21 protein-coding genes are annotated in these 17,164 nt (G+C 60.6%); 11 read left to right on the forward strand and 10 right to left on the reverse strand.

Annotated elements, in window-relative coordinates; translation table 11 throughout:
* The first annotated feature begins 285 nt into the window (after positions 1-285).
* Together FHT93_RS08710 and FHT93_RS08715 are read left to right on the forward strand one after the other, a co-directional pair.
* Positions 286-501, forward strand: coding sequence for a cold-shock protein (locus FHT93_RS08710; RefSeq protein ID WP_007824341.1), 216 nt, complete (start codon positions 286-288; stop codon positions 499-501).
* Between the two features lie 143 nt (positions 502-644).
* Positions 645-1,115, forward strand: coding sequence for a BA14K family protein (locus tag FHT93_RS08715; protein WP_112543588.1), 471 nt, complete (start codon positions 645-647; stop codon positions 1,113-1,115).
* A 63-nt stretch (positions 1,116-1,178) separates the two neighbouring features.
* On the opposite strand, the gene FHT93_RS08720 is transcribed toward FHT93_RS08715, so the two are convergent.
* Positions 1,179-2,051: an oxidoreductase gene (locus tag FHT93_RS08720; RefSeq protein ID WP_183847124.1), complete on the reverse strand. Its 873-nt coding sequence runs from the start codon at positions 2,049-2,051 to the stop codon at positions 1,179-1,181.
* A 71-nt stretch (positions 2,052-2,122) separates the two neighbouring features.
* Here FHT93_RS08720 and FHT93_RS08725 point away from each other — a divergent pair, with 71 nt between their 5' ends.
* Positions 2,123-2,530 carry a helix-turn-helix domain-containing protein gene (locus FHT93_RS08725; RefSeq protein ID WP_112972226.1) on the forward strand — a complete coding sequence of 136 codons (408 nt, stop codon included), beginning with the start codon at positions 2,123-2,125 and terminating at the stop codon, positions 2,528-2,530.
* Here the strand turns inward: FHT93_RS08725 and FHT93_RS08730 are convergent.
* The 5 genes from FHT93_RS08730 to FHT93_RS08750 all read right to left on the reverse strand — a co-directional run bounded on the left by FHT93_RS08730 (position 2,527) and on the right by FHT93_RS08750 (position 6,831).
* Complete coding sequence (locus tag FHT93_RS08730) at positions 2,527-3,903, reverse strand: ATP-binding protein (protein WP_112543585.1); 1,377 nt, start codon at positions 3,901-3,903, stop codon at positions 2,527-2,529. The two genes, FHT93_RS08725 and FHT93_RS08730, sit on opposite strands and share 4 nt — an antisense overlap.
* 25 nt (positions 3,904-3,928) lie before the next feature.
* Positions 3,929-4,630 carry a response regulator transcription factor gene (locus tag FHT93_RS08735; RefSeq protein ID WP_112972225.1) on the reverse strand — a complete coding sequence of 234 codons (702 nt, stop codon included), beginning with the start codon at positions 4,628-4,630 and terminating at the stop codon, positions 3,929-3,931.
* The gene (locus FHT93_RS08740; protein ID WP_113016511.1) at positions 4,631-5,122 is read right to left on the reverse strand and encodes a MarR family transcriptional regulator; all 492 of its coding nucleotides are present in this window, start codon (positions 5,120-5,122) and stop codon (positions 4,631-4,633) included.
* A 658-nt stretch (positions 5,123-5,780) separates the two neighbouring features.
* The gene (locus tag FHT93_RS08745) at positions 5,781-6,047 is read right to left on the reverse strand and encodes a hypothetical protein (protein WP_112543582.1); all 267 of its coding nucleotides are present in this window, start codon (positions 6,045-6,047) and stop codon (positions 5,781-5,783) included.
* Between the two features lie 166 nt (positions 6,048-6,213).
* On the reverse strand, positions 6,214-6,831 hold the full coding sequence (locus FHT93_RS08750; protein ID WP_112543581.1) for a DUF1236 domain-containing protein: 618 nt from the start codon (positions 6,829-6,831) through the stop codon (positions 6,214-6,216).
* Positions 6,832-7,109: 278 nt separating this feature from the next.
* Between FHT93_RS08750 and FHT93_RS08755 the strand changes: the two genes are divergently transcribed.
* Both FHT93_RS08755 and FHT93_RS08760 read left to right on the forward strand, forming a co-directional pair.
* Positions 7,110-7,754 carry an MBL fold metallo-hydrolase gene (locus FHT93_RS08755; protein ID WP_113016510.1) on the forward strand — a complete coding sequence of 215 codons (645 nt, stop codon included), beginning with the start codon at positions 7,110-7,112 and terminating at the stop codon, positions 7,752-7,754.
* Positions 7,755-7,756: 2 nt separating this feature from the next.
* Positions 7,757-8,326 carry a DUF1349 domain-containing protein gene (locus FHT93_RS08760; protein ID WP_183847126.1) on the forward strand — a complete coding sequence of 190 codons (570 nt, stop codon included), beginning with the start codon at positions 7,757-7,759 and terminating at the stop codon, positions 8,324-8,326.
* Positions 8,327-8,371: 45 nt separating this feature from the next.
* On the opposite strand, the gene FHT93_RS08765 is transcribed toward FHT93_RS08760, so the two are convergent.
* The 4 genes from FHT93_RS08765 to FHT93_RS08780 all read right to left on the reverse strand — a co-directional run bounded on the left by FHT93_RS08765 (position 8,372) and on the right by FHT93_RS08780 (position 10,713).
* Positions 8,372-8,713 (reverse strand): tRNA-binding protein, encoded by a 342-nt coding sequence (locus FHT93_RS08765; RefSeq protein ID WP_112543578.1) that lies wholly within the window; start codon positions 8,711-8,713, stop codon positions 8,372-8,374.
* Positions 8,714-8,722: 9 nt separating this feature from the next.
* Positions 8,723-9,550: a pyrroline-5-carboxylate reductase gene (gene proC, locus FHT93_RS08770; RefSeq protein WP_112543577.1), complete on the reverse strand. Its 828-nt coding sequence runs from the start codon at positions 9,548-9,550 to the stop codon at positions 8,723-8,725.
* 1 nt (position 9,551) lies between these two features.
* Positions 9,552-10,052, reverse strand: coding sequence for a YbjN domain-containing protein (locus tag FHT93_RS08775; protein WP_112543576.1), 501 nt, complete (start codon positions 10,050-10,052; stop codon positions 9,552-9,554).
* A 400-nt stretch (positions 10,053-10,452) separates the two neighbouring features.
* Positions 10,453-10,713: an accessory factor UbiK family protein gene (locus FHT93_RS08780; protein WP_112543575.1), complete on the reverse strand. Its 261-nt coding sequence runs from the start codon at positions 10,711-10,713 to the stop codon at positions 10,453-10,455.
* 192 nt (positions 10,714-10,905) lie between these two features.
* On the opposite strand from FHT93_RS08780, the gene lgt reads away from it, so the two are divergent.
* From lgt to FHT93_RS08810, 6 genes are all read left to right on the forward strand, one after another.
* A complete protein-coding gene (gene lgt / locus FHT93_RS08785) occupies positions 10,906-11,757 on the forward strand; it encodes a prolipoprotein diacylglyceryl transferase (RefSeq protein ID WP_183847128.1) in 852 nt (283 codons plus the stop codon).
* A gap of 19 nt (positions 11,758-11,776) precedes the next feature.
* On the forward strand, positions 11,777-12,877 hold the full coding sequence (locus tag FHT93_RS08790; RefSeq protein ID WP_113115258.1) for a class I SAM-dependent methyltransferase: 1,101 nt from the start codon (positions 11,777-11,779) through the stop codon (positions 12,875-12,877).
* Between the two features lie 104 nt (positions 12,878-12,981).
* The gene (pgeF, locus tag FHT93_RS08795; RefSeq protein ID WP_183847131.1) at positions 12,982-13,776 is read left to right on the forward strand and encodes a peptidoglycan editing factor PgeF; all 795 of its coding nucleotides are present in this window, start codon (positions 12,982-12,984) and stop codon (positions 13,774-13,776) included.
* A gap of 5 nt (positions 13,777-13,781) precedes the next feature.
* Entirely contained in the window at positions 13,782-14,933 is a 1,152-nt protein-coding gene (locus FHT93_RS08800; protein WP_183847133.1) for a Xaa-Pro peptidase family protein, read from the forward strand.
* Between the two features lie 103 nt (positions 14,934-15,036).
* Positions 15,037-15,882 carry a hypothetical protein gene (locus FHT93_RS08805; protein WP_113016503.1) on the forward strand — a complete coding sequence of 282 codons (846 nt, stop codon included), beginning with the start codon at positions 15,037-15,039 and terminating at the stop codon, positions 15,880-15,882.
* A 105-nt stretch (positions 15,883-15,987) separates the two neighbouring features.
* Positions 15,988-16,920: a ribose-phosphate pyrophosphokinase gene (locus FHT93_RS08810; protein WP_007824382.1), complete on the forward strand. Its 933-nt coding sequence runs from the start codon at positions 15,988-15,990 to the stop codon at positions 16,918-16,920.
* Positions 16,921-17,164 lie beyond the last annotated feature (244 nt).

Consider the following 17,164-nt stretch of genomic DNA (forward strand, 5'->3'; position numbering starts at 1 on the left):
CCGTTAAAAAACTTTTGCTTGCCAAAATCCTTCAAACGCAGCACTCTTCGCGCGTTCGGGCATTTTGCGAGCATGGGAAGTCCTTAAGAATTTGCGAGCCGGAAACGCTAATATTCCGGTCAGCCGGTCCCAATGAAAGCGGGCGTTAAGTCCTGCCTGGAACCGGTGGAGGTAGAGGGGACCTTTTTCTCACATTTCAAGATCTGCCTGCCAGCGTCTTCGCGAGAAGGCAATAGCGTAATGCTGCCCGTGTGGATGGCGGGCGGAGACAAAAGGACCTGAGGCATGGCCGAGACTGGCACTGTAAAATTCTTCAATACCGACAAGGGCTTCGGCTTTATCAAGCCGGACAAGGGCGGCGCCGATATCTTCGTTCACATTTCTGCCGTTCAGGCTTCCGGCCTGGCCGGTCTGACGGAAAACCAGAAAGTAAGCTTCGACACAGAGCCGGATCGCCGTGGCAAGGGCCCGAAGGCCGTCAATCTGCAGATTTCAGGCTGAACCCTCGCATAGGCGTGGAATCGAGTTGAAGCCCGGCAGCCATGCCGGGTTTTGTCGTTCAGACTCCATTCAGCATGCCGCCGCTAGTTTCGGAACCATAGAGAAGGGACCGCTTCCGGTTTCCGATACTGGGATTTTACGCGATGAACAGGCTTGCAAAGACCATTCTTCTGACAGCAACCGCCGCTGCCCTGACCCTCGCAGCTATCGGTGAAGCTTCGGCTGGAGATCGCTACTGGCGTCATGGCCACGACCACGGCAACGATGCACTGGTCGGCGGCGCTGTCGGCCTTGCGACCGGCCTGATCGTCGGCTCTGCCATCGCCAATGCCAACAACGGCCCGGTATATGAAGAGCGCCGCTACATCGACCCGCCGGTCTATGAGCCTGAATATGCTCCGCCGCCGGTCTACCGCGCGCGTCCCGTCTACTCCGAACCCGTCTATTCCGAGCCGGCCTATGGCCGCCCGGTTTACGGACGCCCCGTCAGCGCCATGGAACCCTGGAGCGCCCAGTGGCAACGCTATTGCTCCTATCGCTATCGCAGCTTCGATCCGCAGAGCGGCACCTATGTCGGCAATGACGGTCGCGAGCACTTCTGCGTCGCAAGCTGATCGGCTGAAGATGTTTTGACGAAAAGCGCCGCCACAATGCGGCGCTTTTCTTTTGTCCGCACCTCAGCCGGCCTTCTTATCCCAAGGCATGGGCCGGGCATCGCCGCTCTGTTCGAAATCGGTCGACTGGCTGACGACACGCCAGTTGCGATCGGCCTCCATTCGCGCTGCATCCGCCTTTTCCACGGCTGCGGCCGCATCGCTGCCGAGCAGCAATCTCAGCGGCGGCGTATCGAGCGAAGCGATATGCAGCACCGCGGCGGCCGCCCTGGCCGGATCGCCGGGCTGGCGGCCATTATAGTTGCGCTGATATTCCGCCATGGCGCCGACCGTTTCGGCATATTCCGGACGGCCTTCGTAGATCGCCGTCGATGAACCTGCAAAGTCGGTGCGGAAGCCGCCGGGCTCGATCACCGTCACCTTGATGCCGAGCGGCCCGACCTCCTTGGAAAGCACTTCGGAAAAGCCCTCAACGCCCCATTTCGCTGCCGCGTAGGGCGCGCGCCCGACAGGCCCGATCCTGCCGCCGACGGAGGAGAACTGGATGATATGGCCTGCCCCCTGCCCGCGCATGACCGGGATCGCCGCCTTGGTCATGATGATCGTGCCAAAGAGATTGGTCTCGATCTGCGCCCGGAATTCGGCAAGGCTCGTATCCTCGATCGGCGCGACATTGCCGTAACCGGCATTGTTGACCAGCACGTCGAGCCGGCCGAATGTATTGACCGCGGTCTTCACAGCCGCTTCCGCCGCCGCCTCGTCGGTCACATCGAGCGCCAGGGCGAGAACGCGCGAGCCATACGCATCAACAAGATCGGCAAGCTGGGCGGGATCGCGCGCCGTCGCGACCAGCTTGTCGCCGGCCTCAAGCACGGCATTCGCGAGCGCGCGGCCAAGGCCACGCGAACTTCCGGTAATCAACCAAATCTTTGACATGGGAAACCTCCTTTTCGGTTCTCAATCCATTTAGGATCTATTGTTTCCTTTAGAAAGAAGGTACCCAATGGATCTATACAAACCTGAAGGTAACTGTAATGAAAGACGACATCTTTGATTTCTGTCGTAACATGAGCGATGAGCAGGATGCGCGAGCCCGGCAGATGCTGGAACGTGCCGCTGCAAAATGGCCGCTACGCGTCCTGCACGTGCTTTCGGAAGCGAACGGGCCTCTACGCTTTTCAAGAGTGCTGGAGCGGGTGGAGGATATCAGCCAGAAAGTCCTGACACAGACATTGCGCACGCTCGAAAGCGACGGCCTCGTCATCCGCACGCTCTATCCGCAGGTACCGCCGCGCGTCGAATATGAGTTGACGCCGCTTGGCCGCGAATTGCTGACGCAGGTCGTCTCGCTCTGGCGCTGGATCGTCGTCCACCTCAATGAGTTTGACGCCGCCAAACCTGCAGCCAGCCGCTAAGCCGGAATACGCACCGTCGCCCTCAGCCCGCCAAGCGGACTGTCGCCGAGCGTGATATTGCCGCCGTGGCTACGGGCAATGTCCCTGACGATGGCGAGCCCGAGACCGGTACCCGAGGCATCGAGATTGCGTGCACTGTCCAGCCGGAAGAACGGCTTGAACACGTCCTCCCGATACTTCTCGGGGATGCCGGGGCCATCGTCGTCAAAGACAATCGTCAGCCACTTTGCGCTATGCTTGGCCTCGATATGAAGCGTATCGGCATAACGCCTTGCATTCGAGGCCAGATTGGTAACAAGCCGCGTAAAGGCATTGGGGCGCACGGCGATATGGTCCTCGCCATCGATGGAATAGGTCAGCGCCTTGCCGTGCAGGTCGAAATCGGCCTCGAGTTTCTCGAAGACTTCACTGAGCTTCAGCTCCCCGACATCCTCCTCGACCTCGCCCCTGGCAAAGGCCATGTAGGCCTCCAGCATGGTCTGCATGTCGTTGACGTCTTCGTTGAGGCCGGCAAGATCGGGATTCTCGCCGGCGAGCGCCAGCTGCAGTTTGAAGCGTGTCAGGATGGTCCTAAGGTCGTGGCTGACACCTGAGAGCATCGCCGTGCGCTGCTCGATCTGCCGCTCGATTCGCTCACGCATGAGGATAAAGGCAAGACCGGCGCGCCGCACTTCATCGGCGCCGCGTGGATAGAAATTGTCCGCCTTCTGCCCCTTGCCGAAACTTTCCGCCGCCCGTGCGAGATTGAGGATTGGCCGGATCTGGCCGCGCAGGAACAGGATCGAGATGGCGATCAGCACAAGTGACGCGCCGACCATCCAGAGAATGAAAATATGCGTGTTCGATGCATAGGCCTGACTGCGTTTCGTGATCACGCGCAGGATGCGATTGTCGAGTTTGATACGGATCTCGATGAGATTGGAATTGCCCACCGTATCGATCCAGAACGGCCGGCGGATTTCATCGGTGATCTCGTCGCTCAGGATGCCGTCGAGGATCGAGAAAAACGGCTTGTTGCGCGGCGGCGGCAGATCGCCATCCGGCTCGATCGAAATTTGCAGGCTGAGCTGGTCGCGGGCGATGCGGGTTATGTCGCTGTAATCGGCATCCTGCGGATAGGTGTCGATGACCTCGATGATGGCGGCAATATCGCGGGTCACGGCGAGCGACAGCCGCTCCGTCACCATCTGCCAGTGACGTTCCATGAAGACGGCTGCGACGACCGACTGCAGGAGCACCATCGGAATGATGATGATCAGCAGCGAACGCGTATAGAGACCCGTCGGCAATCGCCGGCGCAGCCAGCGGACGAACCAGCGCCAGCCGGGTGCAGGAGAGCGGTCTTCCCGCCGCAAGCTGTCGAATGTCACCATTTGCGCCGGTCCCGAACCCGTCGTTTCAGTCGATACTCAGTCTGTATCCGATCCCGCGCACCGTTTGCAGCCAGACCGGATTGGCGGGATCATCCTCGATCTTGCGGCGCAGGCGGTTGATCTGCACGTCGATCGTACGTTCGCCGACTTCGGCATCGTCTCCGATCAGCTCGTGGCGCGGGATCGTGTCGCCGGCCCGGCGGGCAAAAAGCAGCATGATCTCCTGCTCACGGTCCGTCAGGCGGATCACTTCCGCAGCCTTCTTCAGCTCCTTGCGCGTGAGCGAGAAGGTGTAAGGACCGAACATGATCTGCTCGATCTTCGGCGTATCGCCACTGCTGTTGCGCCGCAGGATATTGTTGACGCGCAGGACAAGTTCGCGCGGATCGAAGGGCTTGGGAAGATAATCGTCGGCTCCGGCTTCAAGCCCGGCAATACGGCTGTCGGATTCTGCAAGCGCCGTCAGCATGATGATCGGCACGTTCTTCACGGCCCTGAGCCCGCGTGTCACTTCGATGCCGGATTCGCCGGGCATCATCACGTCCATGATGATCAGGTCGAAATCGAGCCCTTCCAGCTTGCGCTGCGCCTCCGCCCCGTCAGAGGCAATGGTCACCCGAAAACCGTTTTCCGTCAGGTAGCGGTTCAGGAGCGCACGGATACGGGTATCGTCGTCGACGACGAGAAGATGCGCCGCGTCATCGGAAATGCCTGTCTTGACCGCCATTCAATCCGCCTTCTGTCTGTCTCGCATGCCTCTGAGGAATGCCTTTACGCCCTCCCGTGCCTCCGGGGTAGATCCCCCGAATGCCCGTTCAATACGGCGTGATTGCGGCTCGGCGAGCGCCAGAGCCAGCTCCCTGCCCGATTTGGTGGGATAGAGCTTGCGCTGTCGGCGATCCTCCGGGCCTGCCACCTGCCGAATATAGCCTGAATCGATCAATTGTTTCAGCACTCTTGCAAGGCTCTGCTTGGTGATCTTCAGCGTATCGAGCAGATCGGCGACCGTCATTCCCGGATTTCGGTTGACGAAATGTACGACGCGGTGATGCGCGCGACCAAAACCACTCTTTTCGAGAATGGCGTCGGGATCGGATACGAAGTCACGATAAGCGAAGAAGAACAGCTCGATGATCTCGAAATCGATGATCCCGGTATCTTCCATCGGCGTGGCCAGCGGCTCAGGTTTGCCTGCTTTCGAGCTGGTCTGTCGTGGCACTCGGCATTCCCTTCCTCTTGGCGCGATATAGCGAAGCTTGCACAAAAGCATGCCCGCCTTATTGGCATTACGTCGGTGGTCGCTTCCCCGGACGTTGCAGGAGGCCTCGCACGGACTCCTCCTTCCGGAAACTAAAGCCCGCCCGGCAAATCTCCAATACAACGCGCAATTTCCCCCAACGTCAGTGGATAGAACGTAATGGGGACAACAATCAACTGACATGGCGCAAAAGCGCCGGGAGAGGCGAGGATGCATTCTGATCTGCGGCCGATCGCATGGCGCAGCTGCGATGGCGTTTTGTGTCAGGCGAACCGCAATCGAGGTCCATCCCGGCCTGTTTGAGGACCGGCACACCCGCAGACGGTGATCAAGTTCACCGGCCGCCGCGGCATTGAAGCCGTCGAACAATCAATCTTCCCGGAAGAGCCAAGCGGCTTCTCCGGATGCGTCCTACGGGCGCGGAAATTACTCCCGTATCCGGAATCGGTTGTAGCATCGCGCCGGCGACCATCTCCGAACGCTTGAGGAGCAACCCATGGAGGAAATCTATCCGGCCGCGGCAATCGCTGCCGAATAAATCAGTCGCCAATCATGACAGCCCAGCCAGACGTGTCGTCCACGGGCCATTTGGTTGTCCTGCGTCGGGCGTGCCGAACCTTCAGCGTGCCTTGGCCATGACCAGCCCGGCAAGCGTCGAAAGGATGCCGCCGCCGATCAGCCCGCCGATACCGTCGGCGATCAGCCCGGTCGCTGCAGCTTCACCGCCGAGCATGCTGAGCAGCATGCCGCCGCCAATACCGCCAATTGCGCCCGCAATCGTTCGAGCAACGACGTTGATCGCCGTCTGTTTCAGTGCGGCGCTCGCAGCATTGCCGCCGACTGCCCCTGCAATCACTTGTGTGATGAGCGGAAGTAGAGCTTCCATCATTTCCTCCTCTGGCGATCTCCCCGATCGCCGACTCATGCCATCACCGGATGACATGTTAGAATATTATCATATTCCAGAGAGGAAGTAGAGATACATAACAACCCACGCGGGAGCTGTGACATATGAGAAAGGCGGCCCGAAGGCCGCCTGTCACTTCTGCCGCTTATTGATAGACGTAGACGATGCGGCGCGTGCCCGGGTCGACCAGCACCGGTCGATCGTTGATGCGCACGTAGCGATACTGGTAATCCGGAATCGTCTGGAAGGTTACGTCCGCGGGCACTTCGGCGCCGACGACCACATCACCGCCAAGCTGTACCGCCTGCCCCGGCGTCGTGTCGATATAGGTGCGGACTTCCTCCGGTGGCGTGATGGTCTCGACCGAGCCGACCGGGCCAATGAGTTCGTCGCCTGGCGCAGGCATCGGCTCTGCCGGCACGACGCTGGCGGTTGTCTCATAGGTCACCACAGGCACACCGAGATCGCCGCGATGCTGCTCTACGATGACGGGAGAACCGCCCTGATCGACCTGCAGATATTCGGCATAGACCCAGCCGCGCACGCCATTCACATCGACGCGGCACCAGCGGCTGCCTTCAATGCAGCCATCGAGAACGGCGGTCGAGCCACGCGTGGCAAGACCGACGGACGGATATTGCGGACCAGGCCCCGAACGGATGTTCAGGTCGTTGATGGACGTCGCCACCATCTCCGCCTGAGCAAGGCCGGCACTCGCAGCCAGAAAGGCGCCTGCCAGCAAAAGGTTTCTCTTCAAGGTCATTGTAAGGTCTCCTTGTTGCGATGGGCTGACAACGCGCGGGTTGCGTGGTTGTTCCGCGGCATCAGGCAAGGCGGAAGAATGGCGTAAAGAAGACAGTGGCAAACATTTGAAATCGCTTCATAAAGCGTCCACAAGTCGAAGCCGCGCAACTCTCCCGAACCCGATAAATTCCTGTTGCGACCTGTCGTTTCCGCGTGAACCAGCCGAAAATTCCGGCTGCCTTCGACCGCAATTGCGCCTATAGAGACAGGCGATTGAAAAGACGAAACGAGGCATTCATGGGCATGCTCCAGGCCGGCATCATTCCGGTAACCCCCTTCCAGCAGAACTGCACCATTCTCTTCGATCCCGATACGAAGGAAGGGGTGGTCGTCGATCCCGGTGGCGACGTCCCGGTCATTGTCGGGGTAATCGAGGAGCACGGCCTGAAGATCAAGGAAATCTGGCTGACCCACGGTCATCTGGACCACGCCGGCGGCGCCAAGGAACTGAAGGAAAAGCTCGGCGTCGATATCGTCGGCCCGCACGAGGACGACCTGCCGCTCCTGCAGCGCATCGAAACTCAGGCCACGAAATACGGCGTCGAGGGCCTGCAGAATGTCGTGCCCGACCGCTGGCTGAAGGATGGAGACAAGATCTCCTTCGGCTCTCACGAATTTGAGGTCTATCACACGCCGGGCCATGCGCCGGGCCACGTCATCTATTTCAACCGTGCGCAGAAATTCGCCCATCTTGGCGATGTGCTCTTCAACGGCTCGATCGGCCGCACGGACCTGCCCGGCGGCAATCATCGCCAGCTTCTGGACTCCATCAGGGACAAGGTGCTGCCGCTCGGCGACGATGTCGGCTTCATCTGTGGTCACGGCCCGGGAAGCCGCATCGGTGACGAACGCCGTGAAAATCCCTTCCTGAAGGAGATCTAATCATGAAGCACATGAGCTGGCTGAACCCGCCGCCCTTCTTTGAAGAGTGCGACGGCGCGCTCCATGTCCGCTCCGGCGAAAAGACCGATTTCTGGCAGGGCACCTATTACGGCTTCCATCGCGACGATGGTCACTTCCTGCATGAAAGCCGCAAGGGTGACTTCACCGCCGAGGTTACCTTCTCCGGCAATTACGAAGCGCTTTACGATCAGGCCGGCCTGATGATCCGCGCCAATGAGAAGCACTGGATGAAATGCGGCATCGAATATACCGACGGGGCCAGGCACTTCAGCACCGTGGTTACGAACGGCAATTCAGACTGGTCGGCTTTCCGCATAGGCCATGATTTCGATGCCATATCGATCCGCGCCACCCGCAACGGCGACGCCCTGTTCATTCAGTACAGTACGGACACTATGGACGAATGGCGCATGGCCCGCCTCGCCTGGTTCGATCCGGCCCTCGAGGAAGTGCTGGTCGGCCCGGTCTTCTGTTCACCGCAGCGTGCCGGCTTCGAAGCCGTCTTTCACGATTTCACGATGGGCGATCCGCTCTCGCGCGACATTCACTGAGGCTGCTTGCCGCGATGCCGGTCGACGATAGGGAAGTCTGACGACCTACATCAGCTTCTGGCCGTTCGGCACCGGCCGCTCGACCGCAGCAAGGACGATATCGCCCTTCTCATCGGCAAAACCGAGTGTCAGCACTTCCGAGCGGAACGGACCGATCTGCCGCGGTGGAAAATTGACGACGGCGAGCACCTGCCGCCCGACGAGCCGTTCCGGCGAATAATGAATCGTGATCTGCGCCGAAGATTTCTTGACGCCGATCTCGGGGCCGAAATCGATCAGAAGCTTGATCGCCGGCTTTCGTGCTTCCGGAAATGGATTTGCCTCGATGATCGTGCCGACACGAATGTCGACGCGCTCGAAATCTCCAAAGCTTATCTCTTCGGCCATGACCGCCTCTCAGCCGGCAAGTTCTTCGGCGCGTTTGCGAGCTGCCGCAAGCGCCTGGTCGAACAGCGGCTGCATACCGTCTTCCGCCATCAGCACGGAAAGAGCGGCAGCGGTCGTACCGCCGGGAGAGGTCACATTCTGGCGCAGGCGCGCAGCGTCGTCGGGGGACTGGTGCAGCAGCTCACCAGCCCCCGCCACAGTTTCCCGCGCAAGACGCATGGCAAGGTCCGCCTGCAGGCCAAGTTTGCGGCCTGCTTCTGCCATGCACTCGACGAGATAGAATACATAAGCAGGCCCGCTGCCGGAGACCGCCGTCACGGAATCGATATCGGATTCGGAAGGCACCCATTCGACAGGACCGGAGACACGAAGAAGCGCATTGACGCCATCGCGCTGTTCGGCGCTGACACGCGCATTGGCAAAGGCGCCCGTCACGCCGCGCCCGATCATGGCAGGCGTGTTCGGCATGGCGCGCACCATCGCCGCCTCGCCGAGATGCTTTTCAAGAAAGGCCAGTGTCTTGCCGGCCGCGACCGAAACCACCACTGTCTGAGGCCCGACGACACTTTTGACCGTGGGAAGCACGGCTTCCATCACCTGCGGCTTCACCGCAAGAAATAAGACGCCGGCTTTAAGATCGGCAGGAGCGGCAGTGACATGCGCGGCGCCGGCATCGGCAATCGTCGACATCATCGCCGGCGATGGGCCAGGATCGACAACGACGACAGCAGAGCCCGGAACTCCGCTCTTCAGCCAGCCCGAAAGCATCGCTCCGCCCATATTGCCGGCCCCGATGAGGACGACCGGATTGGTGGCGGAAAAGGTAATCGCAGGCATGTTACGCCTCGCCGACAGTTTCGAAGAGTACGGCCTCCATCGCCTTGTTGGCTTCCATGCCGGACCAGACGACGAACTGGAAAGCCTGATAATAGGCCTCGCAGGTGTCGAGTGCACTCGAAAGCAGCACCTCGACCTGACGATTGGTGGGCTCGGCACCGCCGGCAAGCAGCAGCGACTGCCGGAAGATGACGACATCTTCCTGGCGCCACAGGTCGAAATGACCCATCAGCACCTGGCCGTTGATCGCCGAGAGCAGCTTCACCACCTCGTTGACCCTGATTTCAGGAACCCGGATGTCGAAGGCGCAGCCGAGATGCAGCGCTTCGAATTCCTCCATCCAGGAGAAGGAGACGTGATAGTCGGCCCAGCGGCCCTCGACCGTCATCGCGATCTCGTCTTCGCCGGAGCGCTCGAAGGCCCAGTCATTGTTTGAAGCCACGTACTCGATCATGTCGACCGGGTTCGACTGGCGTTCGACTTCCAATTCCATAAGGCTCATGCAGCACCTTCTTGACCGGAATGAATGCGGCCTAACTTCGTGAAAAACACAAAACGAGACACACGCAATACCGGAAACAACCACTGGGGATGATCGTTGAACCGCTGCCAGACTAACGCAGTGAACCTGCCCGGAGCTTACCATTCGCTTCGAATCATCATTTAAAATCAGTCTATAATGGCCCTCGCGGCCTGCCAGCCCCCTTCACGGAAATTTGGCCGGACCTGCTGTGGAAAGCACTTATGGAATCAGATTCAGCGGGGGAGGTAAAAGACTCTGCCCATTGGCTTTTTTGGCAGTGTCCACAGGTGAAAAATCACACCCGATTTTTTTATCGAGGATGCGGCATGTTACATATGGGCCACGCCGCACCTTATACAGCATCTTCTTTAAGCTGAGATCACTTGCCCTTTGCGGCGAGCTTGGCTTCAAGCACAGCGATGCGGGCGGCGAGCGCCTCGTTCTCGTCCCGGGCCTTGATAGCCATTTCGCGCACGGCTTCGAATTCCTCGCGCTTGACCACATCCATGCTGTTCAGCCAGCGCTCGGCATGGGCGTTGAAGGCGGTTTCGACTTCCTTGCGCACGCCCTGCGCGGCCCCCGCGGCATCGGTCATCAGCTTGGCGAATTCATCCATGATGCGGTTCGTTCCGGTCGTCATGGCGTATATCTCCCTTCGCACGACGTGAATATCAGGCCCTGCGGCCTCTGAAATGGAGGTAGGGCTTCGCCGTTAAGGATGCAAGCGCTTTACACGGGATAAGCCCTTGCGCGCAGGGCCGTGACGAACAATGCACTTGACCCCCAGAGATCGCAGGGTCATGTTCCGCGCATCTCAACGGGTGGGAAAACCTTGCCGATAGCCGCTGATCTTCTTGCTATAATGCCTTTCCCTGATATCGATCCGATCGCTTTTTCGATCGGCCCAATGGCGATTCATTGGTACGGCCTGGCCTATGTCGCCGGCATCCTGCTTGGCTGGGCCTATGCCCGGCGTATCGCGGCAAACGATGCGCTCTGGCCGGACAATAAATCGCCAATAACAAGGGCCCAGCTCGACGACTTCATCGTCTGGGCCGCACTCGGCATCGTTCTCGGCGGGCGCATCGGCTACATCCTTTTCTACGACCTCGGCGCCATTATTGAAAATCCGATCCGCGCCGTGCAGATCTGGAACGGCGGCATGTCCTTCCATGGCGGCCTGGCCGGCACGACGATCGCCATGATCCTCTTTGCTCGCCGCAACCACATTCCGATCTGGAACCTTTTCGATATCGTCGCGACTGTCGTGCCCTGCGGCCTGTTTTTCGGCCGTATCGCCAATTTCATCAACGGTGAGCTCTGGGGCCGGTTGACGGATGTGCCATGGGCAGTGGTCTTTCCGACGGGAGGCCCTTTTGCCCGCCATCCGAGCCAGCTCTACGAAGCCGGCCTTGAAGGTATCGTGCTGCTCCTCGTCCTTGCCGCCCTCGTCTATGGCCCCAAGGCGCTGAAAAGTCCTGGCTTGATCACCGGCGTCTTCGTCTGCGGCTACGCGCTCTCGCGCATCTTCGTGGAATTCTTCCGCGAGCCGGATGCGCAGCTCGGCTACCTGCTGGGAACGAACTGGCTGACGATGGGAATGGTCCTGTCGTCCCCGATGATCCTGCTCGGCCTTTGGGCGATCTTCCGCGCCCGCCGACAGGCCGCTGCCTTGCAGCACTGAAGCTACCGGAATTGTTGCCATGACCACCGCTTTGGGCGAAAAGATCAAGACGATCATCCAGGCAAACGGGCCGATCAGCGTCACCGACTACTTTTCGCTTTGCCTGGCCGATCCCGAACACGGCTATTATCGCACCCGCGAACCCTTCGGCCGCTCCGGCGATTTCGTCACCGCGCCTGAAGTCAGCCAGCTCTTCGGTGAAATGATCGGCGTTTTCGTCGTTCACGCCTGGCAGCGCCATTCAACGCCTGCTGGCGTTCGCCTGGTCGAGATCGGCCCGGGCCGCGGTACGATGATGGCGGACATGCTGCGTGTGATTTCACGTATCGCTCCGCCGCTCTTCGACAACATGACGATCCATCTCGTCGAAACCAGCGAACGCCTGCGCGATGTCCAGAGCCAGGCGCTGGAAGCCTATGACGGCAAGATCAGCTGGCATGCCGGCTTCGACGAAGTACCGCCGGGCTTTACCCTGATGGTCGCCAATGAACTCTTCGACGCGATCCCGATCCGCCAGTTCATCCGCACGTCGACCGGCTTCCGTGAACGCATGGTCGGTCTCGATGCCGATGGCGAGCTGATGTTTGCCGCCGGCGTCGCCGGCATTGATCCGGCGCTGCTGCCGGAGCCCGCGCAGAATGTCCCCGTCGGCACGCTCTTTGAGATTTCGCCTGCCCGTCAGGCGGTCATGAGTGCCGTCTGCGAAAGGCTGCGGGCCTTCAGCGGCACGGCGCTTGCAATCGACTACGGACACCTCGTCACCGGCTTCGGCGATACGCTGCAGGCCGTGCGCATGCATGAGTTTGATCCGCCGCTTGCCCATCCCGGGGAAGCGGACCTCACAAGCCACGTCGATTTCCAGCAGCTGGCAGAAACGGCGGCGTCCGCCGGTCTCCACATCAACGGCGCGCTGCATCAGGGCGATTTCCTGACCGGCCTTGGCATCCTTGAGCGCGCCGCCGCACTCGGCCGCGACCGCGAGCCGCATACTCAGCAGATCATCCAGAGCGCCGTCGACCGTTTGGCAGGAGCTGGGGAAGGCCGCATGGGCGAACTTTTCAAGGTGCTGGCCGTCTCGCATCCGGCAATCGACCTGATGCCGTTCCGCCCGGTGGATTGACAGACAACGTCGCGCTCGCCAACATCCAGGCAAATGACAGTGCTTCGCCGGACAAGAGCCGGCGGAGACGACGTCGATCCCTCTCCAAAAAACCGGAATATCACATGACAGATGCGGACTCTCCGGCACCGATCGAAAGCGCGCTGCTGAACGACGCGGCCGGCAGCACGATCCGCCACGGCTATTTCACCCGTGCGGGTGGCGTTTCCCAGGGAATCTATCGCGGCCTCAATGTCGGCCTTGGCTCGCATGACGAACGCGAAAATGTGCAGGAGAACCGCAGACGCGTCGCCGCCTGGTTCGGCCTGCCGGTCGAGCGGCTGGCGACGGTCCATCAGGTCCATTCCCCCGATGTCGTCACAATCGGACCGGACTATGATGGCGACCGGCCGCAGGCAGATGCCATGGTCACGGCAACACCGGGCATCGCGCTCGGCGTGCTTGCGGCCGATTGCGGCCCGATCCTGTTTGCCGATCCGGAAACTCGGGTGATCGGCGCGGCCCATGCCGGATGGAAAGGCGCGCTGACCGGCGTGCTTGAAAACACCATCGATGCCATGGAGGCCCTTGGCGCGACCAGGGACAACATCGTCGCCTGCCTCGGCCCTTCGATCAGCCAGGCAAGTTACGAGGTCGGCCCGGAATTCGTCGAGCGCTTCCTTGCCTATGATCCGACCTACGAACGCTACTTCATCCCCTCCCCGTCAGCGGGCCATGCAATGTTCGATCTGCCGGCACTGACCGTCGAACGGCTGAAAAACGCCGGCGTGCGCGCCGAAAGCTTGGGGGTCTGCACTTATCCCGACAGCGAGCGCTTTTTTTCCTATCGCCGGACCACACATAAAAAGGAGCCGGATTACGGCCGCCAGATTTCGGCGATAAGCATCAGGGAGATGTAAGCAGCATGGCACTTCATTTCGAACCGGCTGAATTCGCCAGCCGCCTCGCCCGCCTGACGGACAAGATGAAGGAAGAAAAGCTCGATGCGCTGCTGCTTTTTGCACAAGAGAGCATGTACTGGCTGACCGGCTACGACACCTTCGGCTACTGCTTCTTCCAGACGCTGGTCGTCAAGGCTGACGGCACCATGGCGCTCCTTACCCGCTCGGCCGACCTGCGCCAGGCCCGGCACACCTCCGTTATCGAGGACATCCATGTCTGGGTCGATCGCGTCAACGCCGACCCGACGATGGATCTCAAGAATCTGCTGGTCGAAATGGACCTGCTCGGCGCCCGTATCGGCGTCGAATATGACACGCATGGCATGACCGGCCGCGTCGCCCGGCTGGTCGACGCGCAGTTGACGACCTTCGGCCAGATCAGTGACGCCTCCTACCTCGTCAGCCGCCTGCGCCTCATCAAGAGCCCGACCGAAATCGCCTATGTCGAGCACGCGGCCGTGCTGGCCGACGACGCGCTGGATGCTGCGATCCGCCTGGCCAAGCCCGGCGCCGACGAAGCCGATATTCTTGCCGCCATGCAGGGCGCGGTCTTCACCGGTGGTGGCGACTATCCGGCCAACGAATTCATCATCGGTTCAGGCGCCGACGCCCTGCTCTGCCGCTACAAATCTGGCCGTCGCAAGCTCGATGCCAATGACCAGCTGACACTCGAATGGGCCGGCGCCTACGCGCATTATCATGCCGCCATGATGCGCACGATCGTCATCGGCGAGCCGACACACCGCCACCGCGAGCTCTACAATGCCTGCCTCGAGACGATCCAGGCGATCGAGACCGTGTTGAAGCCCGACCACACCTTCGGCGATGTCTTCGACATGCATGCAAGGATCATGGACGAGCGCGGCCTCGCCCGCCATCGCCTCAATGCCTGCGGCTATTCGCTGGGAGCCCGTTTCTCGCCCTCCTGGATGGAGCATCAGATGTTCCATGCCGGCAACCCGCAGCCGATCGAGGCCAACATGTCGCTCTTCGTGCACATGATCATCGCCGATTCCGATACTGGTACGGCCATGACGCTCGGACAGACCTATCTGACGACAGATGAAGGCCCGCGTGCGCTTTCGCGCCATCCGCTGGATTTCATCGGCGCCTAAGTTCTGCAATCACCGGCAAGAATCCGGAATTGACAGACAGGTCCCCCCACCCCCATAAATTCGCACGGGGCTGATGCTGACGTGGGAAGGGACGAACCGAGGGATGACGCGAGTTGCGACTGCGCCCACGCTCCTGATCTGTCTTGCCTTGCTTTCTGCTTGCAACACGACCGATGCATTGACGCTCACGCCGCCGATGGAAATCGGCGACTCCTCGACGGACCAGCGCTCATCCACACCGGTGACGCAGGGCGAAGCCGAACGCATGGCCGGAGCGCCGCAGCAGACATTTCCAGCCGCACCCCGTCGGAACGGTTATACGCCAGCCTATAGCCAGCAGACATATCCGACCCAGCCAGATTATCAGGCGCAGACCTACCGGCCCGGCACCGGCGCTCCGCCGACGACCATGCAGGCCCAAGCCGATGCGCTGTCCCGCAACGGCTCTTCGCCCGCTGCGTCCGGACCGATCGAAAGCGGGTCGCTTGCGCCACCGACCGTCGCTGCCGAACAACCGCCGTCGCGTCAGCCGACACAGACGGCAGCGCTTGATCCGTCCGTTTCTTCATCGACGTCGGCGCGCGGCAATACCGTGCGCTTCCTGCCCATCATCGGTGCGCCGGTGCAGGCCGTGACCCCGCTGTCCCGCCAGCTCGGGACGGAAGCCCGCGCCCATGGCCTTGCCATCAAGAGTTCCAACGACACCAGCAGCGACTATATTCTGAAGGGTTACCTCTCCGCCTTCAGCGACGAAGGCAAGGTCACCGTGGTCTATGTCTGGGATGTGCTGGACAATGCCGGCGGCCGGCTGCACCGCATTCAGGGACAGGAAAGCGTGCCGACGGCGGCGACCGATCCCTGGGCCGGCGTGCCCGCCTCCGTGATGCAGCAGATCGCCTCCAAAACGATTTCGGAATTTACATCCTGGCGGCAAAGCCAGGGCGGTTAGTCACAAGCTTTTTATAAATATAAAAGTATGTGATGCCTTAGCCCTTGCATTCACCGGGAAGCTGGCTAAAAAGCGCGGCTATCAGCGCATAACAGGCGGACCAAGATGAAGGTTTTCGCAGGCAATTCGAACCGGCAACTCGCCGAAGCGATCTGCAACTATCTCAATGTTCCCTTAGGGAAAGCCAGTGTCCGAAGGTTTGCCGACCAGGAAATCTTCGTGGAAATCCAGGAAAATGTCCGCGGCGAGGACGTCTTCCTCGTGCAGCCGACCGCCTTTCCTGCCAATGACCACCTGATGGAGCTGCTGATCATGATCGACGCCATGCGTCGTTCGTCAGCCCGCCGCATCACCGCCGTGCTGCCGTATTTCGGCTACGCCCGCCAGGATCGTCGCGCCTCCGGCCGCACGCCGATCTCCGCCAAGCTGGTCGCAAACCTGATTACTGAAGCAGGCGCCGACCGCGTCATGACGCTTGACCTCCATGCCGGTCAGATCCAGGGCTTCTTCGATATACCGACAGACAACCTCTTCGCCCTGCCCGTTCTGACGCGCGACATCAAGAGCCACTATGACCTCAGCAACGTCATGGTCGTCTCGCCTGACGTCGGCGGCGTGGTGCGCGCCCGCGCGCTCGCCAAACGGCTGGACTGTCTTCTGGCCATCGTCGACAAGCGTCGCGATCGGCCCGGTGAATCCGAAGTCATGAACATCATCGGTGACATCACCGGCAAGGACTGCCTGCTGATCGACGATATCGTCGATTCCGGCGGCACGCTCTGCAACGCCGCCGACGCCATGCTCGCCAAGGGCGCTTCCAGCGTCACCGCCTACATCACCCATGGCGTGCTCTCCGGCGGCGCGGTCACCCGCGTAACGTCGTCGAAGCTGCGCGAACTCGTCATCACGGATTCCATCCAGCCGACGACGGCCGTCCTCTCGGCCCACAACATCCGCGTCGTCACGACAGCACCGCTGATCGGCGAAGCCATCAGCCGCACGGCACAGGAAGAGTCCGTCTCGAGCCTCTTCGACTAAAAAGAGCCGGTATTCGACCGGCTCTTTTGTTTCGGCTTGCATGCTTGTTACTGTCCGGTCTCACTCAGCCCTATCAAGGGCTGATTATTCACCGTCACAGAACCATCCGGATGTCGAACAACGGCCCACAATGGTCGGCCGTCCCCCTCTTGAGCAAAGCCCTTCGCCACTGTCATCCAGAGGCTGACTTGACCTCGACTTTCGGTGCCGGATCTAAAAAGCCGGCACGGAGCCGGCTTTTCAT

The sequence above is a fragment of the Rhizobium sp. BK379 genome, assembly GCF_014193955.1.
Lineage (GTDB): Bacteria > Pseudomonadota > Alphaproteobacteria > Rhizobiales > Rhizobiaceae > Rhizobium.